Origin of the sequence: Polaromonas eurypsychrophila, assembly GCF_014641715.1 — a bacterium.
GTDB classification, from domain to species: domain Bacteria; phylum Pseudomonadota; class Gammaproteobacteria; order Burkholderiales; family Burkholderiaceae_C; genus Polaromonas; species Polaromonas eurypsychrophila.
The window spans coordinates 1-22,488 of sequence record NZ_BMIG01000022.1; the positions used below are offsets into that span (position 1 = coordinate 1).

Sequence of the window (22,488 nt, forward strand, 5' to 3'; positions counted from 1 at the left end):
ACTCTCCTGGCGCGCTTGCCGGCATGAACCGCATCGTAGCCGCCAGCGATGCGAGGCCTGCCCATGGCAGGCTGGGCAGCCTCATCAAGGTAGCCGTTGCGATGGAGTTCGCGGCTGATAGTGCTGGGCGATCGCTCCAGCATACGGGCGATGTGCCGGGCACTGTGGCCCTGCATCTTCATCGCCATGATGGCACCTCTGTCTTCTGCGCTCAGGTGCCTGTAACTCTCGCTCATGTGCTGCTCTCCTCGGGGGTGGGGAGTGTTGCACTTCAAGCTTGAGACCGCCAAGCAAAAGAATGGCGACCCGATGGTCTGGGTCCCTGCGCTTCGCTACGGGCAACCTGCGGTGCTCGCCGAAAGTGGGGCCGAGCTCGAACTCGGCTAGCGCCTCAGACAATCGCTCGTCCTGATCCACTTTCGGCTGCGCTCCTCGGCCCCGCCCGACGGGTGGAGGAAGAGAGAAATGCAAACATCAAGACCGAACTCCCTCCGGAGTGCATGAAGCGCGCAGCGCTTCATGGACGGGAATCCCAACAGACCGCCATGTTTGCACGCGAGCGCAGCGCACGCGGCCACATGAAGTCCCCCTCCATCGCCCAGCGGGGCGAGGGAGGGGCTAGGGGAGGGAGTGGGGAGTCAGACATACTGCCGGCGGCATACCCGGATGCTGCAGCTCGCTGCGACCGGTGGCCGGGGGTTGCACTCAATCAAGGATACAAACCGCGCAACTCACGCGTATGCAAAATCCGCTTGCAGGCCACGATAAACGTCGCCGTGCGCAGGCTGACCTTGTGGTCCTGCGACACCTGCCAGACACCGGCAAAAGCCTCTTTCATGATGCGCACCAGGCGCGCGTTGATCTCGGCCTCGTCCCAGAAGAAGCTTGAGAAATCCTGTACCCATTCAAAGTAGCTGACGGTCACGCCGCCAGCGTTGGCAATCACGTCGGGCAACACCAGCACATTGCGCTCCTGCAGGATGTCGTCGGCCTCGGGCGTGGTCGGGCCGTTGGCACCCTCGATCACCATGCGCGCCTTGATGCGGCCCGCGTTGTGTTTGGTGATCTGCTGCTCCAGCGCGGCGGGGATCAGGATCTCGCAATCGACGTCCCAGAACTTGTCGTCGGCCAGGGTTTCAGCCTGCGTAAAGCCGCCGACGCTGCCGGTGTCGAGCACATGTTTGAGAAGCGACGGCACGTCCAGGCCGGCCTCGCGGTAAATCGTGCCACCGTGGTCCTGCACTGCGACGATGCGCGCGCCGGCTTCGGCAAACAGCTTGCCTGCCACGCCGCCTACGTTGCCGAAACCCTGCACCGCCACGCGCGCCGTGCTGATGTCCAGGCCGATGTGTTTGGCCGCCTCGGCGCCGACGGTGAACACGCCGCGACCGGTGGCTTCGCGCCGGCCCAGCGAGCCGCCCAGGTCCACCGGTTTGCCGGTGACCACACCGGTCGCTGTGGAACCGGTGTTCATCGAGTAGGTGTCCATCATCCAGGCCATGATCTGCTCGTTGGTGTTCACGTCGGGCGCGGGGATGTCCTTGTTCGGCCCGATGATGATGCCGATTTCGCTGGTGTAGCGACGGGTCATGCGTTCAAGCTCGCCGCGCGAAAGCTTCTTAGGGTCCACACGAATGCCGCCCTTGGCGCCGCCGTAGGGCACATTCACGGCGGCGTTCTTGATCGACATCCACGCCGACAGCGCCATCACTTCAGTCAGCGTCACATCCTGGTGGAAACGCACGCCGCCCTTGCCGGGACCGCGTGAAACGTTGTGCTGCACGCGGTAGCCTTCGAAGTGCGCCACCGTGCCGTCATCCATGTGAATGGGCACATCAACGATCAGGATGCGTTTCGGGCGCTTCAGGGTTTCGGCCCAGCGCGCCAGGTTGCCCAGGTGCGGGATCACCCGGTCCACCTGCTGCAGGTAGTTGCCCCAGGGGCCGAGCTGGTCCGCTTGCAAGTAGGAGGGCAGGGGATGCAAAAGCGCGGGGGAAGCGGGCGCGGTGGCAGGGCTGGAAGTTGGCGACATGGAAAAACTCCTGATGAAGATTCAATGTCCCACAGCTTAGGCCGATGGCCTCAAGCTGTCCAAGGCCAGCTTGCTGCGTTCACATGCATTTAATGCATAACCTTGCCATCAAGGCTTCGCTTTGATGTAGCGGTATTCCTGGGTCAGTCCGCCAAAGCCATAAGCTTCGGCCCGCACGTCCTGCACGTAGATATAACTTTCCTCGTGCAGCGGCGCCAGCAGCTTGCCGAAGGCGGCGAAACATTCGGCAATGTACTGCGCCTTTTCATCTTTGGTGTTGGTGCCGTCCACCACCTTGATGTCGAAGTAAAAGCTGTTCTTGCCCTGAGCGGCGAGTGTGCTGCCGCCGACCACCCACTGTGAGGGCGGCACGCAGGTCAGTGTGATGGCGGTGAGCTCGCGTTTTTTGCGCAGGATACGCGTGGTCAGTTCCAGCAGTGTTTCGGAAATGGCGTGGGTCAGGGCCGCGCTGGCAGGCTGGCTGATCTTGACGTTGATGATAGGCATGATGACTCCTTGAAAAAATGATTAGCTATGCAACTATTAAGACTAAAAAAAGACAAGCTCATTTGAGGGCTGAGCAGACGCCGCGTACTTTGCTGACGGTGTCGGTGAAGTTCTCCTCTCCTATCTGGCGCTGGATGCGCTTGGTGACCTGGCCGCTTGCCGTGTTGAGCCCGGCGTGGATCGCCTGTGCCGCGGGCGTTGGAAAGACCGCCCAGTGGCGGGCATCGTGCGCTGCGTCGCGCCGTTCGACTAGGCCCAATGCCTGCAAGCCGTCCAGCAGGCGGGTCGCGGTGGGGCGCGCAATCGTGAGTTCCGAGGCCAGCTCGTGCTGCGACAAACCTGGCCGCGCCAGCACCAGACGCAGCAAAAAGCCTTGGGGCGGCGTCAGGCCAAGGGGCTTGAAGGCGGCGGCCCACTCGCGCTCGACCACACGCGCCAGCGCGGTGGTATTGAAATAGAGGCAGTGATCGAACATGGCGCGATAATAACTACAATTGATTAGCTATGCAACTAATAATGCATGCCCGGAGCGCAGATCAGGCGGCTCAGACCCATGAACTGGAGCCAGGCAGCCTGCAATGCCGTAATTGCCGTGCCATGGCAGACGGCCATTGCACCGGTCTGGCCGGCCCCTGACTTGGCGACGCCTGCTGATCGCGACTCGGGATTGCGGACGAGATTGTGTGAAAAAGTGCACACCGCCCATAGGTATTTCTGGTTGCTTCAGTGCTTAGCCCACACTGGCGTTGTTAATTCCTTCAGAACCAGCTAATATCGATTGTAATAAATTGTTAATTATCAGTTTCTATCAGTTTCTATCAGTTTCTATCAGTTTCATTAAAAAGGCTTCTCATGAAAAATATGACCCGCTTCTCATTTCTCGCTGCCGCCGTTGCTGTCACGAGCGCCTTGTCGTTCAGCGCCCTGGCTGCTACCGCGACCGGTACTGCCAATGCAACGGTCCTGACACCCATCGCCATTTCTGCCGGAACGGCTCTCAACTTCGGAACGCTTGCTGGCAACGCTACGGGCGGAACCGTCATCGTGACGGCTGCCGGTGTGCGCACCCCCACAGGTAGTGTGGTTGTTACAGGTGCTGCCTTTACTGCTGGAACCTTTACGGTGACCGGAACCGGCGCTTCAACCTTTGCTGTGACCTACCCTGCCTCGTTTAACGTTACCAGCGGTGCAAATACCATGGGCGTCGTCGTCACCGGCGCTGCAATCGGTACGTTGTCGGGTGGAACCGTATCGCTGCCCGTCGGCGGAACCTTGACCGTGGGCGGAAACCAGGCTGCCGGCTCCTACACCGGAACCTACACCATGACGGTGGAATACAACTAGACTGCGACGCATGCCGATATTGTTTATTCGTGGTTCACAAACCGGACAGAATGCCCTGGCGCTCACAGCGTCGTTCGTTCTGGCTGTGCTGAGCTACGGGGTAAACGCGGCTTCAAGCAGCGGCACCGCGAGTGCGACGGTGCTGGGGCAAATTTCTTCGCAGCCGGTCGCTATCGTCTCCCCAGCATCGCAGCAGCCGTCACAATCCGGCGCGCTGCCTTTGCCTATCCGGCTGGGCTTCACCATTGACCGGCCACCGCGTAGCGCTGGTTTCGCAGGTGGTGCCGCAAACCTCACCGGAGAAGGTTCAAGTTTTGGCATCACCATGATTGATGTGGATGCCTCGGGCGTCGCGCGCTTCAGCGTCGCGGGCGCGGGCTCCACGTCTGGCTACATCGTCCAGTTTCCGGCTTCAGCGGACAGCTTGCTCGGGCAATCGCCGACTGCTGCCATTAACTGTGCCGCAGGTTCGGCATCCAACGGCGCGCAAGCCTGCAGGGACTCCTCCCTGATTGTTCCTGCTCAGGCCCTTGAAGGTGGCGGACGCCTGGCGGTTGAAATCAGCCAGGCCCTGAGCAAACTGATCGCCGGCGAGTTGAGCGTTCAGGTCAACTACAACTAGGCTGTCCGCAGTTTCTACGGCCCGCCCTACGGGCTCGCATCTATGACAACTTTTTTCAACAATGCCGGCTTGACTCGGCGATTGGCTTTGGCGTGGGCTCTGGCCACTTTGCTGTTTTCGTGGGTCCCCGTTGCCTCGGCCAGAACACAGTCGATTACAGTTACCGCGGTCAATGCGGTCATCAGCTTCGGTTCCTTTGCGGTGCTTCCAAGTTGCGCAAATTGCTCCATCACCATCAGCCCGAGCGGCACACGTACTGCCACCGCGGGGATTGTGCTGACCAGCGCCAATCCGGGGCAGGCCGGCAGCTATTCTGTTGTCGCCACATGCAACGGCCAGAGCTGTGACGCCTACAGTTCGGCAATCACCCCCACATCGGCAACGCTGAGTGCCGGTTCGGTGACCATGACGGTTGACACGTTCACCTTGCAGCCGAGCGGCGCACTTCCCAATTTCACCATGGCTGTCGGCGCCAGGCTGACCATCCCCAGCAGCCCCACTGCGGGCACCTATACTGGCGCTGCATTTATGCTGACAGTAAACTCTCCCCCGTGAGGTTGGCAAACATGTGTCCGTTATTCCGACTGCAGCAGTGCGAATTCTTAATAGGGGGGACGATGATCACCGTAACGGAGTCTTTCATGGCATGTCTGCGTCCCAAAGTGATTTTTTCTTCGTTGATGAGTCTGCTCATGGTGTCGCTGGTGGCTTTCGTGCCCGAGCGTGCGCTGGCCGATCTGATGATCAATCCCACGCGAATCGTGTTCGACAAGAACCAGCGTTCCGCGCAGATTGATGTCATCAACGATGGCACGACGCCGGCAACTTACCGTCTCAACATGGTGAATCGCCGCATGACCGAGACCGGAGAGTTTCAGCCCATCACCGAGCCCGGACCGGGTGAGCAGTTTGCGGGTCAGATGCTGGTTTTTTCCCCCAGGCAAATTGTCCTGCAGCCGGGTACGCAGCAACTTGTGCGCATTGCCTTGCGAAAGCCGGCTGAACTCGCTGCGGGAGAATATCGCTCGCACCTGAGTTTTGACAAGGTGGCCGATCCAGGCCTGACCAATGCCATTGAAAGCCAGGTAAAGCCGGGCAGCACCGAGGTCGGCGTCACGATCGCGGCCCTGATCGGTGTTTCCATTCCAATCATCGTGCGCCACGGGGAAACTGATGCGTCGGTCAGCCTGAGCGAGGTCTCCATCGAAAGGCCACGGGCGCCCGGGCAACCCGGTGCCGTCGCGGTACAGATGAACCGCACCGGCAATCGTTCGGTGTATGGCGATCTCACTGCTGCGTTCAAGCCCTCCGGCGGCGCAGAGCAAATTGTTGCCCAGGCCGGCGGTGTGTCCGTTTACGTCCCGAATGCACTTCGCAGGGTCAGGCTGACGCTCCAGACGCCCGTGGGAACAGTCCTCTCGGGAGGCACGCTGACGGTGACCTTCAGGGAGCGCACTGCTGACGGTGGCAAGTTACTGGCGGAAAACACCATCCAGATCCCTTGATCCTTTCGCTGGCCGGTTGCAAAGAGCTTGCGTCCTCCGAGACTCCCAAGCGAGGAGTACAGCGTGAGTTGAGAGCTTTTTTCCGGCTAAAGCGGTGACATCTTTTCTAAAACCGCTGATTCGCAGCGTGGTTATTCTTTTGTGGATGGGGTTTTCGCATTTTGCGTTTGCCCAGACCTCGCCGGCCAGAGCTTCGTCGCTGGACAGCAATGCCGTCCTCTTCGAGATTCGTATCGGCCAGTATGTACTGACGGATTCACTCAACGCCTTTCAGTTCGGCCCAAAAATATTCCTGCCGCTCGGAGAGATGTCGAGCTTGATGACGATCGCGATCCGCGCCTATCCTGAAGAGGGTGCGGGCCGTGGCTTTGTGCGGGGGGAGAGCACACCGTTTTCGCTCAACACAGTCAACCGGACAGTCACCATAGGCGACAAAACGTCAAGTTTTGATGCGGCCGATATCCTGCGTCAGGACGATGACATCTATGTCGAAAGCAAGTTGCTGGCGAGCTGGCTGCTGGTCGATTTTGAGGTTAATCTCAACAGTCTGGCTGTCCAACTCGCTCCGAGGGAACCTCTGCCGCTACAGGCGAGGCTTGCCCGGGAGTCCAAGCTGGGCGGGCTGGAAGGGCGAACAAGACCGGAAGAGCTGGACTACCCCCGCAGAGACAACCCGTACCGGTTCATTGCTACGCCCGCTATTGACCAGACGATCTCTCTGGGCGCTCAACGGGGCAACGGCGTGCACACCAATAACGCCTCGTACACCACCTATCTTCGCGGCGACCTGGCCGGCCTGCAGGCCTCGGCCTTTTTGTCGGATTCGAACCAGTCCAATGCCCGCCAACACCGCTTCACGGTAGGTCGAAGCGATCCGCAAGGCGAGTTGCTGGGCCCGCTTCGTGCGAGGTCATTTGCCCTGGGCAATGTCAGTGTTCCGGGCTTCGCCAACATTTCGCGCAGCAGTGATTTTGGTAATGGGTTTTCCTTCGGCAATGTGCCGCTGGACCGATCCACCCGTTTTGCCAGCCAGACCCTGCAGGGCGACCTGCCCCCCGGATGGGATGTGGAGCTTTATCTCAACAATGCACTGCTGGGATACCAGCAGTCCCGGGGGGACGGAAGATATTCCTTCAATGATCTGGCGCTGGTTTACGGCGCGAACGATTTTCGGCTGGTGTTTCACGGTCCACAGGGGCAGGTGAGGGTAGAGCGGAAAAATTATTTGCTCGACGAGACCCTCAATGAGCCGGGCAGCTTCTATTACAACCTGGCGTCGAACCGCGACACAGCCGGTTTGCAGCGCGTCGCCGGGTCGGCTGAGTTGGGGCTCAGCAAGTTCCTGACAGGCACGCTCGGCGTGGTGAACCTGGAAGGGCTCAATCGCATCCGCCAGAACTACACCAGTGTCGGTTTGCACGGCTTCGCGGGCAGCGCCCTGCTGACAGGCAACCTGACCCAACAGGCCAACGGTGGTTCGCTCTCCGACCTGAGCGCACGAACCCGGCTGGGCGGCATATCGGTCGGATGGAACCACCTGCAATTGAAGGATTTCACAAGCGAGCTCTTCCCTGTTTCGACCGATCCGGTGCGTACACGTGACCGGCTTCGATTTGATGGACTGTTGTCTCCCGGGCCGATCGGGGACTTCCCCTTCACACTGGAGTTTCAGCAGGATCGTCTGAAGTCGGGCGCAAAAGTACTCGATGTCAGGGCGTTGCTTTCTGCTTCGGTCGGCGCTGCGACGGTAAGCAACCTGATTCACGTCTCGCGCAACCAGGGTGTGGGCGCCGTTGACGGGGCTTTTCAGGTCAGCGGCAACGTGGGGCGGTTTCGGGTCGGTGCACAGGCCGGCTACCTGATCCAGCCCAAAGCCCAGCTATCAGCGCTTGCGGTTTCAGCCGACCATGCGCTGGCAGCTGGCTATCTTCTCAATATCAGCAGCGGCTACACCTTCCAGGACTCCGTGTTCCGCCTGACCTCCAGTTTGAACAAGAGTTTTGGCGGCTATGCGGTCGCCTTGACGGCCGGCGTAACGTCCCGACGCGAGTTCACCGTCGGCGTTCAGATATTCACATCAGTTGCACGGGACCCGCGACGCTCTCAATGGATGCTGGATGCCGTCCCCGGGGCTCAATCGGGCGCCATTTCAGCGCGTGTGTTTGTCGACCGCAATGGAAACGGCGTCATGGACGAAGGGGAAGAGCCCGTCAGGAATGTCGGCTTTCTTGTGAATTCCTCGAACCACCCGGTGCGTACGGATGCCTCGGGCATTGCCTATGTGGGCCACTTGCTGGGAAACAGAAACACCGATGTTTCCGTCAATTCGGCAACGGTCGAAGATCCGCAACTGGTTTCTTCCCTGAGGGGTGTTCGCGTCACGCCCCGCCCTGGCAATGTCAGCCAGATTGACTTCCCGCTGGTCCTGACCGGCGAGATTGATGGCACGGTGTATCTGGTGAGCAGCGGGCGCAAGCGCGGCGTGGGCAATGTGCTGATTGAACTTGTGGATTCGTCGGGAAAAGTGGTCGCGCAAACACGAAGTGGTTCGGACGGCTTTTATGTTCTGGTGGAAGTCCAGCCGGGGAGTTACAGCCTGCGCATCGGCGAAGAACAACTCATTGAACTCAAGCTGACTTACGCGGGTCCAACCAGGATATCCATGTCGCCCAGAGGTGAGTTTGTGAATGGGCAGGACTTCTCCCTCCAGCGCTAGAGGGTGATGTGCGGTGCACGCAGGAGAGGTCAATCCATGAACTGCAGCGCCGCCAGCCGGGCATAAACGCCGTTGGCCGCGACGAGCTGGTCGTGTGTGCCCTGCTCGACGAGTTTGCCGTGGTCCAGCACGATGATGCGGTCGGCCTGCTGCACCGTCGCCAGCCGGTGCGCAATGACCAGTGTGGTGCGGCCCTTCATGGCCGACTCCAGCGCGGCCTGCACCATGCGTTCGCTTTCCGCATCAAGCGCGCTAGTGGCCTCGTCGAGTAGCAGCAGCGGCGAGTTTTTCAGCATGGCACGCGCAATTGCGATGCGCTGGCGCTGCCCGCCCGACAGGCGTACGCCGCGCTCGCCGAGAAAGGTGTCGTAACCCTCGGGCAGGGTCATGATGAAGTCGTGCGCAAACGCGGCCTGTGCGGCAGCTTTGGTTTCCTCGTCGCTGGCGCCGGGCTTGCCGTAACGGATGTTCTCAAGCGCGCTGGTCGAAAAAATAACCGCGTCCTGCGGCACGATGCCGATGCGCCCGCGCAGGTCTTCCAGCGTCAGCGCGCGCGTCGCCACGCCGTCAATGTCGATGCGGCCTGAGGCCGGGTCGTAAAAACGCAGCAGCAACTGGAACACCGTGCTTTTGCCGGCGCCGCTGGGCCCGACGATGGCCACGGTTTCACCCGGCGCCACGTCCAGAGAAAAATCGGTGAGCGCCGCCTGCAGCGGACGCGACGGGTAGTGAAAGTTCACCGCGTCAAATTTGATAGCACTTCCCGACCGCAGAACAGGGGCTACAACCGGATTCGATGGTGAAGTAACGGATGAACGCGTCTCCAGCAGCTCCATCAGCCGCTCGGTCGCGCCGGCGGCACGCAGCAGGTCGCCATAAACTTCGCCGAGCACTGCGGTGGCGCCGGCCAGGATGATCACGTAGACCACCGTCTGGCCCAGGTGGCCGGCTGTGATGTCGCCGCGCATCACGGCCTGCGTACCCTGGTACAGGCCCCACAGCAGCGCGCCCGAGGTGGCGATGATGATGAAGGCGATCAGCACCGAGCGCGCACGCGTGCGGCGTACGGCGGTGTCGAAAGCGTCCTGGGTCGAAACATCGAAACGCGCCGACTCGCGCGCCTCGGCGGCGTAACTCTGCACCACCGGGATGGCGTTGAGCACCTCGGCCGCAATCGCGCTGGAGTCGGCCACCCGGTCCTGGCTGGCCCGCGAGAGCTTGCGCACGCGCCGGCCAAACCATACCGAGGGCAGGACGATCAACACCAGAATCACCAGCACCTGAACCATCAGGTAGGGGTTGGTGTAGACCAGCATGCCGAGCGCGCCCACGCCCATGACCGCATTGCGCAGTCCCATGCTCAGCGACGAGCCCACCACGGTCTGCACCAGCGTGGTGTCGCCGGTCAGGCGCGACAGCACCTCGCCGGTCTGCGTGGTTTCAAAAAACTCCGGGCTCTGCCGCAGCACATGGCGGTAGACCGCATTGCGCAGGTCGGCCGTCACACGTTCGCCCAGCCAGCTCACCATATAGAAACGGCCGGCCGAAAAAAGGCCCAGCGCTGCGGCCACGCCGAACAGCTCGAAGAAGTGCGTGCGCAGCGCCATCAATTGCTGGCCCTTGTCGGCCGCGCTCAAGCCGCCGTCAATCAGGCTGCGCAGCGCCAGTGGAAACACCAGTGTGGCCACCGCCGCCATGACCAGGAAAAACATGGCCAGCAGAATGCGACCGCGGTAAGGTCGAAGAAAGGGCAGCAGGCCGGACAGCGAGCGGGGTTGGCCCTTGGGCGCCTGGGCAGGAGAGGAGGAAGTAGCCATGGGGAGAGTTTACTGATCGCCAGGGCGCCGCTGGCCGGTGCGGCGTGCCGCTACAGTTTGCGTTTCGTCGGCGAACTCGCCAAGCCCCGCTTGCTCGCAGGAGTTCCCGATCTGGCGGGGGGGACGGTTTTCCGCTTTTTGGGCGTCCCTGACGCCGCCTGGCGCAGCCCGGCCAGCGCCGGCGTCAGCACCGTCATGTCGGCATCGGCCGCATACACCGCATAGGCCGGGTACAAAAATTCCGCCGCACCGGCCACGCGGTGCAAGCGGCCATGCGCGATGTGGGGGCGCACCACGTTCTGCCGAAAATAGCCTGCGCCGCCCACGGCCAGCAAATATTCCAGGCCCAGCGGCCCCAAGCTGGACGACAGGCCGACGCTGGACAGTTCGGGATACGCCAAGCTGTGCTGCGCCGCAAACTCGCGGCCCCAGTCCACATACACATAGTCGGCCGCTTGCGGTACCTTGCGCGCGGGCGTGGTGCTGACGAGCACCAGCTTTTCCTCGATCAGCAGCTCGATGCGCAAGCCGGGCCGCTGGCGCGGCGCGTAGGCGATCACGATGTCCAGCGTGCCATGCGCCACGCGTTCAAGCAGGTCCTCGGCCACGCCGACCTCGGTGCGCAACGCCAGATCTGGCGCGTTGGCGCGCATCCAGAGCAGCCAGTCGAGCAGCAGCGGCTGCCACAGGCTGATTTCGCAGCCTACGGTCACCAGCGCACGCCGTCCCGGTGGTACTGCCATCTGCTGGCGGGCACGTTCCCAGACCTGAACAAGGGTCATCGCATGGCGCACAAACTGCTCGCCGGCCGGCGTCAGCGAGGCGCCGGCCTTGCTGCGCACAAAAAGCTGGCGGCCCAGCATGTCCTCCAGCGTTTTTACGCGCGCACTGACGGCCGTTTGCGTCACGTGCAGCCGTTCGGCCGCCTGTACAAAGCTGTGGCACGCCACGATCTCGAGGAAGGTGCGGGCGAGGTTGATGTCCATGCGGTCTCCGTTTTATCAAGGTGGTCTATGCAGCATTTTTAATGCACTCAACCGCAATATAAGTCGTTTTACTTTTATACTCGTTAACCCTATATTTGAGACATGACCCCTGTTCGGCAGCCTTCTTCTGCCGTCATGTCAGTTCAAAGGAAACACCATGACCACCACCACTTTTTTCTCAGCCTCCACCCTCGCATCCGGCGTCACCGGCAAGCGCTCTGCACCGGCCTCCACGCTGGTAAGCAAAGCCGTGGCTGGCGCCCAAGCGGCATTCAAGACACCTCGTTCCCTTGTCAGCGCCACCACTGTGTATCCGTGGATGACGCAGGCCATGCTGGGCAGGATGAGCCCACGCGCCCGCCGCCTGCTGCGCGCAGCCTACTGATTCGGTCGGTCAATCCCCAGCCAGAAGCTATTATTTTGATAGCTGTCTGCGCTTTCCGGATATGGGCTGGAGGCCGATTTGGCTTGTAAGGGGCTGCTCAGCCTCGGCTTTGCCAGTCAGCCTTTCTACGTGTCAATCGACGACGAATCCGCTGGACTTGATCACACGGCCCCAGCGGACGGATTCCGCCTCCATGTTTTTCAGGAAACGGTCGCCGCAAATCCCCGGCGTCACGGTCAGTCCGGCGGTGGCCATGCGCGCCTGGACGTCCGGTAACCCGGCAAACTGCTGGTGCGCCTCCGTCAGGCGCTGAACGATGGGCGCCGGCACGCCCTTGGGCGCCGAGAGGCCGAACCACACGGTGGTGGCAAGCTGCGGCAGCCCGATCTCGCCAACCGTCGGTACGTCCGGCAACTGGGGCGAGCGCTGGGTGCCGGTGGTCGCGAAGGCCATCAACTTGCCGGCCTTGATGTGCGGGCTGGCGGTCGCGATCTGCACAAAGCCCAGCGGCGCCACGTTGCCAATCATGTCGGTGATCTGCTGCGGGCTGCTTTTGTAGGGAATGTGTGTCATCTCCACCTTCAGCGCTTCGGAAAGCTGGTAGCCGAGGAAGTGGGCTGGCGATCCCGGCGAATACGAGGAATAGGTGGGGTTTTTCTCAGCCTTCAACCACTGTGAAAGCTGCGGGTAGGTTTTTGGCCCGAGCTGCGGGTGGGCCGCCAGCACCAGCGCTGCCTCAACGCCCTGGCAGATCTGCGTGAAGTCGGCGCCTTGGTAACGCGCTTTCGGGTTGGCATTCGGCGTAATGGTCATCATCCCGGCGGTGGTCACCAGCAGCGTGTAGCCATCGGCGGGCGCGCGCTGGATCTGTTGTGCGGCGATCATGCCGCCGACGGCCGGGACGTTTTCCACCACCACGGGCTGGCCCAGTGTTTTCGACAGATGATCGGCCAGCGCGCGCGCATACACGTCCGGCGGCCCACCTGCGGTGGATGGCGCGAGCAGCTTGATCGGCTTGTCCGGCCAGGCCTGCGCATGGGCCGCAGTCAGGCAGAGCGGCAGCAGGCCCAGCAGGGCCATCCTGGTGAAGGGGCGGGTGGCGGTGGATGTGTAGGTGGTCATGTCTCTTTCTCTCTTTCTTGGTGAATGTACGGGTCAACGCTGCGGCATATCCGCGTTCGAATAACCGAGGCTGACGGCCGCGTCTTCAGGGATGGCGGGCACGGTCGCGTTCCAGTCCAGCCAGGCCTGGCGCATCGCTCCAAAGCGCTCCGGGTGCCGACTGGCCAGATTGGCCCGCTCGCGCTCGTCGGCGCTGAGGTCGAACAGGTACTCGTGTTCGTCGACCTTCAGGTACTTCCAGTTGTCCAAACGCAGCGCGCGCTGGTGGCGGTGGTTCATGCGCCAGTGAAGCGGGCGCTCGAAAGTCTGCCCCGGCTCACGCAGCACGCGCGCGAGCGAGACGCCGTCGAGCGGAAAGTCGGCGTGGGCCTGCGCCCCGCCGAGTTCAAGCAGTGTGGCTGACCAGTCCATGGTCATGCAAAGCTGCCGGCTCACTCCGCCCGCCGCAATGCCTGCCGGCCAGTGCGCGATGAAGGGCACGCGGATACCGCCTTCCGTCAAGTCCATCTTGCCGCCCACCAGCGGCCAGTTGTCGGAAAAACGTTCGCCGCCGTTGTCGCTGGTGAAGACGATCAGCGTGTCTTCCAGCAGGTCCTGCTTGCGCAGTGCCTCGACGATCCAGCCTATGCCTTCGTCCATGTGGTGGATCATCCGGCGGTAGGTCTGCACATTGCCGCCGTCCAGGTGAAACAGGTTTTGCGCCACATCCGGGGCCACGTGCGCGTCATCGCGCGTCTCCCAGGGCCAGTGCGGCGCGGTGTAGTGCAGGCTCAGGAAGAAAGGCTTGCCGTCCTTGGCATCGGGCGCCATGCGCTCGACGTGGCTGACGGCGCGCTGCGACAGCAGGTCGGTCAGGTAGCCGACCTCGCGGTGCTCCTGCTCGCCGATGTACAGGTCGTGGTCGCCCTTGCCCGAGCAATGGGTGAAGTAGTCCGCACCGCCGGCCATGATCCCGTAGAACTCGTCATAGCCGGAGCGCAGCGGGCCAAAGGCCGGCGGGTAGCCGAGGTGCCACTTGCCAATCAACGCGGTCGAATAACCCGCCTCGCGCAGCAGCGAGGGCAGGGTCGGGATCTCGGGCGGCAGGCCCAGGGTGGTGCTGCCCTTGCTTTTGCTATTGATGGGTTCTTCCATGCCGCCGCGCACGCGGTACTGGTAACGCATGGTCATCAGCGCAAACCGTGTGGGTGAACACACCGGCGAATTGGCGTAAGCCTGCGTGAAACGCAGGCCCGCCGCAGCCAGCGCGTCGATCTGGGGCGACACCGGGCCGTAACTTTCGTTGCGGCCGCCATAACAGCCGAGGTCGGCGTAACCGAGGTCGTCGGCGACGATAAAGATGATGTTGGGAGATTTCAAAGTGCCTTCAGCATAAAAAACTTTCAGACATTTGTAAAATCGTTGTTTTTCGTTTTGGACAAAAAAATTCCTATGGACCCTCGCCATTTGATCCAGCTCGCGACCATCCTGGAAAAGGGGTCCATCACCCAGGCCAGCCAGCACCTGCACCTGACGCAGCCTACGCTGACCCACAACATGCAAACGCTGGAGATGCAGGTGGGCGGCAAGCTCTTCGAGCGCAGCCGCTTCGGCGTGCGCAGCACGGCGCTCGGGGACATGCTCGCCCGCGAGGGGCGGGCCATCGCCCGGCGGCTGAAAGACGCCGCAGAAGTCAGCGCGCGCCACCGCGGTGGCGTGAGCCGTACAGTGCGCATCGGTGTGGGCCCGCTGATCGGTGCGGCTTTCCTGCCTGGTGTGGTGGAAGAGCTGCTCAGGCAGCAACCGGCCGTCCACGTGACGGTGCAGAGCGATCGGCCGCACCTGCTGGTCGAACAGCTGATCGACGGGCGGCACGATATCGTGATCGCGCCTTCATGGCTGGACCGGCCGCCGCCTGGCATTGAGCGTTTTTTGCTGGTGGAAGATGACCTCGGGGTGTTCTGCGGTGCCAGTCACCCGCTGGCTGCCAGCGGTGTGCTATCGCCCGGCAGCAGCGAAGGCCAGGGCTGGATCAGCCTGGGCACGGCCTCACCGTTTGAGCAGCATGTGCGCGAGATGCTGGAAGAAGCGGGCGTCGTCACGCCACGCAGCGAAATCACCGTGCTGGGCGAAGCCATGCTGCTGCTGCGCCTGCTGGCACAGGGACGTCATCTGTCGGTGCTGCCACGTTTTCCGACGCGCCTTTTGCAGCAGTACTTCCCGATTGTCGAGCTGGCCCTGCGCGCGCGTCCGCAGAGCCGCAACATCCACCTCTGGTGCCGAAGCACGATGCTGGAGGACCCGGCGTTCGCCGCCATCAAGAACGCCATCCTCGCGCATGCGGCGCGTGCCGGCGAGAAAACGGAGATTGGCAAGCCGGTCTCCCGCCGCAAGGTGCCCAAGCGGCGCTTGACTTCGGCGTAAGTGTTTTCTGCGGCCCTTGATTTGCTGCTGATTTAATAGCTGCTTGCGCTTTCCGGATATGGGCTGGAGGCCGATTCGGCTTGTAATCAATTCAGCAGGCGCTGCACTTCCTCGAACACCACCTCAAAGGCCGGCGTGCCCGGCGTTACCAGGTCAAAGTGCCCGGCACCCGCCACGTCACGCAGGCGCACGCGGCTAGCGGGGTCTGCGGCCAACGCGTTGCGGTAGTCACGTGCAGCACGCAGCGGGACGATCTGGTCGTCCACCGCGCTGACCATCAACACCGAACGCACTATCTCCGGCAAACCCAGGCGTGCGGGCGACACGTCGGCATAGGCATCACTGCCGCCGCCACTCAGTCGCTCCAGGATGCCGCGCCCGCAACTGCCAGGCAGGCGCGGCGCAAACGCCGCCAGGTCGCCCACACCGGCCATGGCCACCACGCCGCGCACTGGCAGTGGCTCACCGCTTTGTTGCAGCGGGCTGCCCGTCGGCAGGCGCGTGCGCGACGCCGCCCACAGCGCCAAATGCCCGCCGGCCGAATGACCAGTCAGTACGCTGCGATCCATGGCGATGCCAAGCGCCGGCCCGTCACTGCGCAGCCGGTCCACTGCCGCCGCCACGTCGCGGTACAGGTTGGGGTAGCCGCCGCCGGCCTCGGTGGCACGCCGGTAACCCATGCTCCACACCGCGATGCCGCGCCGCGCCCAGTCGGCGGCTAACGGCCGCAACTGCTCGCGCCCCGCACCCGGAAAGTCCGACCAGCATCCGCCGTGAATCAGGATGGCCACCGGGTGCGGGCCTTTGCCCGCCGGCAGGAAAACATCAATGCCCTGACTCTGCGCAGCGCCGTAGCGGATCTCGTGCGCGGGCGTGGGGCGGGGCAGGGCGAGGAAGTCCTTGAGCTCGACGGCGCCTGCTGTGGGCATCAGCGTGCAGAGGACGAGGGCCGACAGTGTTGAAAATTTCTTGAGGAGGAAATACATGGTGATGGCCTTGGACAATCACTCATCAGGTCACCGGCAACCGGCCGGCTGTGAAGGCGATCAGCTCGCACGCGTGAAAGTCATCACCCAGTTTGTTTCACAGGTCGCACCGTCGTCGCTTGAGAAAGCTTGCTCCCAGCGCGGCACATCGGGCGCCGCCATGGCCCACAGAACGCGCAGCTTGATCGCTTGGCCTTCCAGCGTGTCGTCACCGTAAAAAGTGCCAACGCCGTCCTTGAACGCGCCAATCATCGGAGCATCGAGCCGCCCAGGCATCTGCCCGTACAGCCACCAGATCGTCCACTGCTGCGTGGCCGCGTTGCAGAAGCGAAGCGTCACCGCCCGATAAGGCGCGCCCGGCAGGTCAATCACGTTGTCATCCACATTGCCCAGCCCGCCCAGCAGCGTCTGCACGCTGCTGGTGCCGCCCAAATCTTCCCAGTCGGTGCTGTTGGTTTTGCGCTGCTTCAGGCGGCGGTAACTGACTTGCCAGTGGCCGGGGAAGAAGTCGAAGTCGGTGGCGGGGGGGAGTGGAGGGGAGAGTCATGGCGAACTTTCCTATTTCGAACGGATAACTTTAGCTAGCTATCGACAATATGTACTTATCGATAGTCAGCCGTTACGACTGCTTGGGGCCAGAAGCTGACGTTGGCCGGCGTCAGCTATCTGGGTAACCACCCTCCATGGGAAGCCCCTGCAGTGTGAAGAAACTCTCTTTCTGATCGGTCTAACCTCTAAATCATAAAATTTAGCTGAACGCCATTTCACACGATAGCTACAGGTCAGGGCATTTTGCCCAGTAAGGCGTCCCTGAGTTTCCAGTCGGCGGCAGAGGGACCAATCCAGATTCCCAAAAGAACGTTGAACACCTCGACATCATTGAAAGGGGCGCCCTGGGCTTGCCCTTTTACAGTGATAACAGTACCGGTTCCCGGAACCCAATCAATCGTCATGGTTTCTCCTGCGAGCAGTTTCCTGGTGCCCTCAAAGGTACGCTCAATCTTGGACAATTCTGGTATCAGACGCGCGGCCTCCCCCTTGAACGCCGGCCCATTGATAGCCTTCGCAAACGTCTTGGCAATCTCGTCGGAGTCGATGTCACGCAGCAGCGTGATGGCCAGCCTCTTCGGTCCGGGGACGGCATAAATTCCTTCGGGCGTAACGGCTTTTTGATCCGCATACAAGGCTGCCACATAGACTTTGAAAACGGTCTTGAAGCGGATCCCTGCACCGATGAGTTGGAGTGTGGCACCGTGCAGGCTCACAGGGTCGTCGACTTGGACCCCCGAAATTTCTAGAGGTTTCGCTGCCACGCCTAACGCGCAGACCAAACTGAGCAATGCCGTTGTCGCCTGCACTCTCGATGATCTACGCGGTATCTTCTTTAGTTCACTACTCGGTTCTGTAGTCGACGAAGAGTCGGTGGTCGTAGAGGCATGGGGTCCGCATGAAGTGGTCATGATGGCTATGGAAATAAAAGATACGCAATGAGTAACGACGCAAAAGCCATAGGCGGCTCGGCTATATCGGTTGCCCTGAGTCGTGGGCTTACGACATTTCCATACAAACACCTTGATCGAGTGCTTGCAATGCGTTTTTGGCACTGCTGGCCGTAGGACAGTAGGACGGTAGTTTTTGATATCGCGAGAAGAACTGCCATGGTGCTTCAGGCAGTCATGATGGCGTTCATCAATGCTCTTGGCCACCGGCACTGCAACAAGCGCAAGTCAATGTCTGCTGTGGGGCGGTCGGTTAAGAGTGCTGGAATTCCGCTTTGTCGTCGAAAGCTCCAATTCTCAAACCGGCGCTTTGGGTCAAAAGCGGACCCATGCAGATGACCGATTCCCGCCAGGTAGATTCACAACTCTGACACTCTCTCCAAATTTCAGGGGTGTGGCGGCCTCAGACTGAAAGCGGCAATTGGGCGAAGCCAACGTGGACTACTGACTCAACCCCAGGGAGGGGCTCACCTAGGCCTGCGAGATTCGGCCGCCACCCATTGACGCCACATCAGTTACTACTGCATTCAATGCAGTCCATAAAACTTACTTTTAACCAGCGTGCCCATTCACCGTATCAAGGATCAAGCGCGCCGTTTCAACGGGCTGATCCCAATGGGGAAAGTGACCGCAGCGTTCGAACCAGTGCAGCTTGGCTGACGGGAAGGCTGCCATGGCCCGTTTGGCCTGGCGCGGCAGCAATAAATGGTCATTTTTACCCCAGCCGATGGTGACCCGACCACGTGTCAGTGCTGAACCCTGTTGAATCGATCCGCGAGCCAATTCGCGCAACGTAGCATCGAACACTGGCGTAGCCGCGAGGCATTCCAATTCGCTTGCAACTAAATGCGGTGGTAGTAGCCAAGGACGGGCGGACAGCTGAGCCAGTAGCAGCGTTCGGGTGATGGCGTGGCGCGAGAGTTCAGGATGAAAAGGTCGAAGCAGCCGCACTAACCGAATTGATGCCGCTAGCGTCCAGTGGAACCAGCGTGTTTCCCAGGCGTGCCAAAACCCGCCAGGGTCGAGTGCTACGCAATGCCGACCGATGCCTCGACGAGCTAGTTCTAATACCAGCCGCCCGCCTATTGAACTACCGATTAGGTCTGCAGTCGCCAACCCTTGCGAATCTACAAAGTGAGCAAGTGCATCTGCATAGGCATCAAAAGTCTGCGGGCCTGCTAACGGAGTCGACCTGCCATGACCGGGTAGGTCGACCAAGATAAGCTCCCTCGAGCCGCTTAAGGCGGAAAGAAGCGGGTTCCAGGTTCTAAGATTGGCCCCGAGGCCATGGACCATTAGCAGCGGTTGGCCTGTCCCCACACGCTCGAAATTCATCAAATTCCCAAAGGTGTTCAAAATTTGCCTAACGAAATTTAAAATTTCAAAGACTGCCAGTTTATGAGCCGTATTTAGGTGTTCGAGCGCCGGACGGTTCGACCTGCATCAAGTCAGTGACACTACGAACACAGTAGCCACCTCCATTACTGCCTCAGCCGGTCTCAGGCCGCTTGACTGTTTAATATGGCGGTGAGTTGATACAGCAGAGAAATACACGGAAGCCCTTAGCAAATTCATCCTAGACATAGATCGAGCTGACATGTGTAGGAAAACACGCCATTAGGCGTCTGGCTCAGGGCAAGCAAACACAGCTTTTCACAAACGTAATGATCTAACGTCCGGCCTGGCACTAGCGGACACGTACGTTAGTGGGTGCGTGTTTTTGATAGTCAATGTCCGCTTTAAGGCATCCAAGTTGAATATCTGTAATTCCGCTTTGTCGTCGAAAGCAGCCCTTGCACGGAAGGCTGACTAACGTAAATCGAACACTGTCGATAGTTAACTGTCGGCCGCCTATGAACCGATCGCACCCACCACCACCCGCGTAGCCTCCGCCAGCACCTCATTCTTCGGCTTGGCGTCCTTCTCCCGCTGCGTCATGTACAGCGCCAGCACGATAGGCGGTTTGCCCGGCGGCCACAGCACCGCCACGTCGTTGTTGGTGCCATAGTCGCCGCCACCGGTTTTGTCGCCAACGATCCAGCCTGCAGGCACGCCCGCACGTATACGGGTGGCGCCTGTGGTGTTGCCGCGCAGCCAGGCTTGTAATTGATCGCGCTGCGGCGGGGCGAGCGTGTTGCCTAACACCAGCTTTTGCAAGGTGGCGGCCATCGCCGCTGGCGTGGTGGTGTCGCGTGCATCGCCGGGGATGGCGGTGTTGAGTTCGGTCTCCCAGCGGTCCAGGCGGAATGACGGGTCGCCGATGCTGCGCGCATAGGCGGTCACGGCCGGCGGGCCGCCGAGGATCTTGATCAGCATGTTGCCGGCGGTGTTGTCGCTGTACTGGATGGCGGCGGCGCAGAGTTCGGCCACCGTCATGCCGTTGGCCAGGTGTTTTTCGGTGATGGGCGAGTAGGTCACCATTTCGGCTCGGGTGTACTTGATGCGCTGGCTCAGCAGGTCAGGCTCGCGCGCGCTCTGCGCAAGCACCGCCGCCGAGGCCACCACCTTGAAGGTGCTGCACAGCGGGAAGCGTTCGTCGCCACGGTGGGAGATGACGCTGCCGTCGGCCGTATTGATGGCAAACACGCCGAGCCGGCCGCCTGATTCGGTTTCAAGCGCGGCGAGACGTGCTTGGGCGGTGGTGCTATCGCGACGGGCAGTCGCGGTGCAGGCACTGAGCAAGGGGGAGGTGGCCAGGACGAGCAGCAAGTGGCGGCGAAACGGGGAGTGGACATTCAAATTTTTCATGCACAGATGGTAGTGCCGCCCCCGAGGCAAATTCAGCGGCTGAACAATTTTTTGCACGGGTCTGTGTCACAAAATGAACGGCGCCGGATCTGCCTGAAATTCGCCTGACCACGAATCTGTGCGTAGCATCACAGCCGCAGCGGCGCGGCGTACCCCGTCATCTCCAGGTAGCCGCGCCCGATGATCTTGCGCTTGCTGTCAATCAGCTCGCTCAAGCCTTCCCAGTAAATAGCGCCGGTGGACTGCCGGCTGTCGAGTTCCTGGTTGTCGATGACGGCGCGCACGGTGTAGAAGTCGGCCGGTGTGCGGACAATCCATTCGACCGGGTAGCTGGCCTGGCTCAGCGGGCTCTTCCAGCGGCGCACCGGCTGGAAGATCACCTCGCCGCGGCTGAAGGTGTTGGAGTCGCCTTTGGCGGGGCGAAACGAGCCGCCGTCCCACAGCGCCTGGCCCTGTTTGTCACGCAGCCGGAAGGCGGTGAGGGCGCTGCCGTCGTCAAGGTTCATGCCTATCCAGTCCCAGCCGGTGGCATCGGGGTGCAAGATCTCTTCGCTCCACTCGTGGTCCAACCAGGCCTTGCCGCTGACCTCGAACTTCTGTCCCTTGATGCTCAAGGTGCCACGGGTTGCCAGTTGCGGCAGGCTGTAGTAATAACTGGCCTGTTTCGCTTCAGGCCCCTTGCGTGACAGGCCCTTGTTGCCCTGTAGCAGCAGCGGCTGCGTTTCGGTGAACTGCAGGTCCAGGCTGAAGTCGGCGGCAGGGAGTTTTGCGGTGTGGGTTTTGCCATTGCTTTGCAGCGACCAGTCGCGCAGCTTGAGGGCCATGCCCTGGGTGCTGGCGCTGGCGATGTCGAAACCCTCGCGGGCAATCCGCTGGTCGTGCCAGAGCTTGTTGCCCTGCACGTCGGTGATGGCGGCGTGCGCAAAGACCAATTGTTTGGCGGCGAACTTCGAGGCCATGGCCTGCGTGCCGTCCACGCGTGAACGGAAGAAGGTCAGTTGGAAGCCAAAGGTACGCGCGCCGGCGCTGGCAACACCCGTGATGTACCACCACTCTGTGCGAAAGTCCGGATGTGCACCAAAGTCGCGCGGAAATTGCAATGGTTTTGCGGGCTGGGCCAGTGCGCTGCCGGTGGCGCTGAGCAGGCTCGCCATGCCGCCGGCCAGCAGCACGCGGCGGCGAAGGGCAGAAGGCAGCGAAGCGTGCATGGGCCGATTCTCGCAGCTACAGGGTCCCGAGGACTAACCCGCCTTGCACGCAGGTCATGGAGCGTCTATCCTTTAAACCATCGATTCACCTCATGCCCAGGAGATCAACACCATGTACAAGAAAATATTACTGGCTTATGACGGTTCGAAATCCGGGCAGAAGGCCCTGCTCGATTGCCGTGATCTGGCGCAGTGGAGCCAGGCTTCGTTGACGCTGATTGCCGTGACGCCCTTGTATATGGATCTGATCGGTGTTGAAGGCGGCGTTTATGACCGCAGTCTGGCCGAGGCCGAGAAGGAAAAGTACAGGAACATCCTCAACGAAGGCCTGAGCCAGCTCGCAGTGGCCGGCCATCAGCCCACAGGTGAGGTGCTGCTCGGTGAAACGGTGGACGAGATCGCCAAGTACGCCGGGAAAATCGGCGCCGACCTGATTGTGGTGGGACACCGGCACCTGGACGGCTGGGCGGCGCGCTGGTGGCGCGGCTCGGTCTCCAAATCACTGATAGAGCTTGCGCCCTGCAGTGTGCTGGTGGTGATCACGCACTGAGCTTGCCTCGCTGCACAGCCTGTGCTTGCGAACAGTTGCGCTCCGTCAATTTTTAAAT

22 protein-coding genes are annotated in these 22,488 nt (G+C 61.3%); 8 read left to right on the forward strand and 14 right to left on the reverse strand.

What is annotated here, in order from left to right:
* The 4 genes from IEX16_RS20180 to IEX16_RS19380 form a co-directional block, all read right to left on the reverse strand.
* On the reverse strand, positions 1–236 hold a 236-nt coding region (locus IEX16_RS20180; RefSeq protein WP_373288380.1), incomplete at its 3' end, for a helix-turn-helix domain-containing protein.
* A gap of 473 nt (positions 237–709) precedes the next feature.
* A complete protein-coding gene (locus IEX16_RS19370; protein ID WP_188710204.1) occupies positions 710–2,032 on the reverse strand; it encodes a Glu/Leu/Phe/Val family dehydrogenase in 1,323 nt (440 codons plus the stop codon).
* 108 nt (positions 2,033–2,140) lie between these two features.
* On the reverse strand, positions 2,141–2,539 hold the full coding sequence (locus tag IEX16_RS19375) for a tautomerase family protein (protein ID WP_188710205.1): 399 nt from the start codon (positions 2,537–2,539) through the stop codon (positions 2,141–2,143).
* Between the two features lie 58 nt (positions 2,540–2,597).
* Entirely contained in the window at positions 2,598–3,014 is a 417-nt protein-coding gene (locus tag IEX16_RS19380) for a MarR family winged helix-turn-helix transcriptional regulator (RefSeq protein ID WP_188710206.1), read from the reverse strand.
* A 377-nt stretch (positions 3,015–3,391) separates the two neighbouring features.
* Here IEX16_RS19380 and IEX16_RS19385 point away from each other — a divergent pair, with 377 nt between their 5' ends.
* From IEX16_RS19385 to IEX16_RS19405, 5 genes are all read left to right on the forward strand, one after another.
* On the forward strand, positions 3,392–3,883 hold the full coding sequence (locus IEX16_RS19385; protein ID WP_188710207.1) for a DUF4402 domain-containing protein: 492 nt from the start codon (positions 3,392–3,394) through the stop codon (positions 3,881–3,883).
* 10 nt (positions 3,884–3,893) lie between these two features.
* Entirely contained in the window at positions 3,894–4,505 is a 612-nt protein-coding gene (locus IEX16_RS19390) for a hypothetical protein (RefSeq protein ID WP_188710208.1), read from the forward strand.
* A 42-nt stretch (positions 4,506–4,547) separates the two neighbouring features.
* The gene (locus IEX16_RS19395; protein WP_188710209.1) at positions 4,548–5,060 is read left to right on the forward strand and encodes a DUF4402 domain-containing protein; all 513 of its coding nucleotides are present in this window, start codon (positions 4,548–4,550) and stop codon (positions 5,058–5,060) included.
* A gap of 86 nt (positions 5,061–5,146) precedes the next feature.
* A complete protein-coding gene (locus IEX16_RS19400) occupies positions 5,147–6,010 on the forward strand; it encodes a fimbrial biogenesis chaperone (RefSeq protein WP_188710210.1) in 864 nt (287 codons plus the stop codon).
* Positions 6,011–6,104: 94 nt separating this feature from the next.
* A complete protein-coding gene (locus IEX16_RS19405) occupies positions 6,105–8,726 on the forward strand; it encodes a carboxypeptidase-like regulatory domain-containing protein (protein WP_229676456.1) in 2,622 nt (873 codons plus the stop codon).
* A 29-nt stretch (positions 8,727–8,755) separates the two neighbouring features.
* Here IEX16_RS19405 and IEX16_RS19410 read toward each other — a convergent pair whose 3' ends face one another.
* Positions 8,756–10,543 carry an ABC transporter transmembrane domain-containing protein gene (locus IEX16_RS19410; RefSeq protein ID WP_188710211.1) on the reverse strand — a complete coding sequence of 596 codons (1,788 nt, stop codon included), beginning with the start codon at positions 10,541–10,543 and terminating at the stop codon, positions 8,756–8,758.
* Positions 10,544–10,593: 50 nt separating this feature from the next.
* Positions 10,594–11,529, reverse strand: a complete 936-nt coding sequence (locus IEX16_RS19415) for a LysR family transcriptional regulator (protein WP_188710212.1) — start codon at positions 11,527–11,529, stop codon at positions 10,594–10,596.
* A gap of 157 nt (positions 11,530–11,686) precedes the next feature.
* Between IEX16_RS19415 and IEX16_RS19420 the strand changes: the two genes are divergently transcribed.
* Positions 11,687–11,914 (forward strand): hypothetical protein, encoded by a 228-nt coding sequence (locus IEX16_RS19420; protein WP_188710213.1) that lies wholly within the window; start codon positions 11,687–11,689, stop codon positions 11,912–11,914.
* A 132-nt stretch (positions 11,915–12,046) separates the two neighbouring features.
* Here IEX16_RS19420 and IEX16_RS19425 read toward each other — a convergent pair whose 3' ends face one another.
* Both IEX16_RS19425 and IEX16_RS19430 read right to left on the reverse strand, forming a co-directional pair.
* Complete coding sequence (locus IEX16_RS19425; protein WP_188710214.1) at positions 12,047–13,036, reverse strand: Bug family tripartite tricarboxylate transporter substrate binding protein; 990 nt, start codon at positions 13,034–13,036, stop codon at positions 12,047–12,049.
* A gap of 33 nt (positions 13,037–13,069) precedes the next feature.
* On the reverse strand, positions 13,070–14,395 hold the full coding sequence (locus tag IEX16_RS19430; protein WP_229676457.1) for a sulfatase family protein: 1,326 nt from the start codon (positions 14,393–14,395) through the stop codon (positions 13,070–13,072).
* 72 nt (positions 14,396–14,467) lie between these two features.
* Here IEX16_RS19430 and IEX16_RS19435 point away from each other — a divergent pair, with 72 nt between their 5' ends.
* Positions 14,468–15,439 (forward strand): LysR family transcriptional regulator, encoded by a 972-nt coding sequence (locus tag IEX16_RS19435; RefSeq protein WP_188710216.1) that lies wholly within the window; start codon positions 14,468–14,470, stop codon positions 15,437–15,439.
* An 86-nt stretch (positions 15,440–15,525) separates the two neighbouring features.
* Here the strand turns inward: IEX16_RS19435 and IEX16_RS19440 are convergent, their stop codons facing one another.
* From IEX16_RS19440 to IEX16_RS19465, 6 genes are all read right to left on the reverse strand, one after another.
* Positions 15,526–16,425, reverse strand: a complete 900-nt coding sequence (locus IEX16_RS19440; protein WP_229676458.1) for an alpha/beta hydrolase family protein — start codon at positions 16,423–16,425, stop codon at positions 15,526–15,528.
* Positions 16,426–16,485: 60 nt separating this feature from the next.
* Positions 16,486–16,857 carry a DUF1579 domain-containing protein gene (locus IEX16_RS19445; protein ID WP_188710217.1) on the reverse strand — a complete coding sequence of 124 codons (372 nt, stop codon included), beginning with the start codon at positions 16,855–16,857 and terminating at the stop codon, positions 16,486–16,488.
* 350 nt (positions 16,858–17,207) lie between these two features.
* Positions 17,208–17,783 (reverse strand): chalcone isomerase family protein, encoded by a 576-nt coding sequence (locus tag IEX16_RS19450; RefSeq protein WP_268236623.1) that lies wholly within the window; start codon positions 17,781–17,783, stop codon positions 17,208–17,210.
* A 693-nt stretch (positions 17,784–18,476) separates the two neighbouring features.
* Positions 18,477–19,259: an alpha/beta fold hydrolase gene (locus IEX16_RS19455; RefSeq protein WP_188710219.1), complete on the reverse strand. Its 783-nt coding sequence runs from the start codon at positions 19,257–19,259 to the stop codon at positions 18,477–18,479.
* Positions 19,260–19,775: 516 nt separating this feature from the next.
* Complete coding sequence (bla, locus tag IEX16_RS19460) at positions 19,776–20,672, reverse strand: class A beta-lactamase (protein WP_188710220.1); 897 nt, start codon at positions 20,670–20,672, stop codon at positions 19,776–19,778.
* A gap of 128 nt (positions 20,673–20,800) precedes the next feature.
* Positions 20,801–21,880: a lipocalin-like domain-containing protein gene (locus IEX16_RS19465; RefSeq protein WP_373288381.1), complete on the reverse strand. Its 1,080-nt coding sequence runs from the start codon at positions 21,878–21,880 to the stop codon at positions 20,801–20,803.
* A 112-nt stretch (positions 21,881–21,992) separates the two neighbouring features.
* Between IEX16_RS19465 and IEX16_RS19470 the strand changes: the two genes are divergently transcribed.
* Positions 21,993–22,430: a universal stress protein gene (locus IEX16_RS19470; protein WP_188710221.1), complete on the forward strand. Its 438-nt coding sequence runs from the start codon at positions 21,993–21,995 to the stop codon at positions 22,428–22,430.
* Positions 22,431–22,488: the final 58 nt, after the last annotated feature.

Coding starts and splice junctions, on each gene's coding strand:
- IEX16_RS19370 (WP_188710204.1), bottom strand. CDS start 2,032: ATGTCGCCAACTTCCAGCCCTGCCACCGCGCCCGCTTCCCCCGCGCTT.
- IEX16_RS19375 (WP_188710205.1), bottom strand. CDS start 2,539: ATGCCTATCATCAACGTCAAGATCAGCCAGCCTGCCAGCGCGGCCCTG.
- IEX16_RS19380 (WP_188710206.1), bottom strand. CDS start 3,014: ATGTTCGATCACTGCCTCTATTTCAATACCACCGCGCTGGCGCGTGTG.
- IEX16_RS19385 (WP_188710207.1), top strand. CDS start 3,392: ATGAAAAATATGACCCGCTTCTCATTTCTCGCTGCCGCCGTTGCTGTC.
- IEX16_RS19390 (WP_188710208.1), top strand. CDS start 3,894: ATGCCGATATTGTTTATTCGTGGTTCACAAACCGGACAGAATGCCCTG.
- IEX16_RS19395 (WP_188710209.1), top strand. CDS start 4,548: ATGACAACTTTTTTCAACAATGCCGGCTTGACTCGGCGATTGGCTTTG.
- IEX16_RS19400 (WP_188710210.1), top strand. CDS start 5,147: ATGGCATGTCTGCGTCCCAAAGTGATTTTTTCTTCGTTGATGAGTCTG.
- IEX16_RS19410 (WP_188710211.1), bottom strand. CDS start 10,543: ATGGCTACTTCCTCCTCTCCTGCCCAGGCGCCCAAGGGCCAACCCCGC.
- IEX16_RS19415 (WP_188710212.1), bottom strand. CDS start 11,529: ATGGACATCAACCTCGCCCGCACCTTCCTCGAGATCGTGGCGTGCCAC.
- IEX16_RS19420 (WP_188710213.1), top strand. CDS start 11,687: ATGACCACCACCACTTTTTTCTCAGCCTCCACCCTCGCATCCGGCGTC.
- IEX16_RS19425 (WP_188710214.1), bottom strand. CDS start 13,036: ATGACCACCTACACATCCACCGCCACCCGCCCCTTCACCAGGATGGCC.
- IEX16_RS19435 (WP_188710216.1), top strand. CDS start 14,468: ATGGACCCTCGCCATTTGATCCAGCTCGCGACCATCCTGGAAAAGGGG.
- IEX16_RS19440 (WP_229676458.1), bottom strand. CDS start 16,425: ATGTATTTCCTCCTCAAGAAATTTTCAACACTGTCGGCCCTCGTCCTC.
- IEX16_RS19455 (WP_188710219.1), bottom strand. CDS start 19,259: ATGAATTTCGAGCGTGTGGGGACAGGCCAACCGCTGCTAATGGTCCAT.
- bla (WP_188710220.1), bottom strand. CDS start 20,672: ATGAAAAATTTGAATGTCCACTCCCCGTTTCGCCGCCACTTGCTGCTC.
- IEX16_RS19465 (WP_373288381.1), bottom strand. CDS start 21,880: ATGCACGCTTCGCTGCCTTCTGCCCTTCGCCGCCGCGTGCTGCTGGCC.
- IEX16_RS19470 (WP_188710221.1), top strand. CDS start 21,993: ATGTACAAGAAAATATTACTGGCTTATGACGGTTCGAAATCCGGGCAG.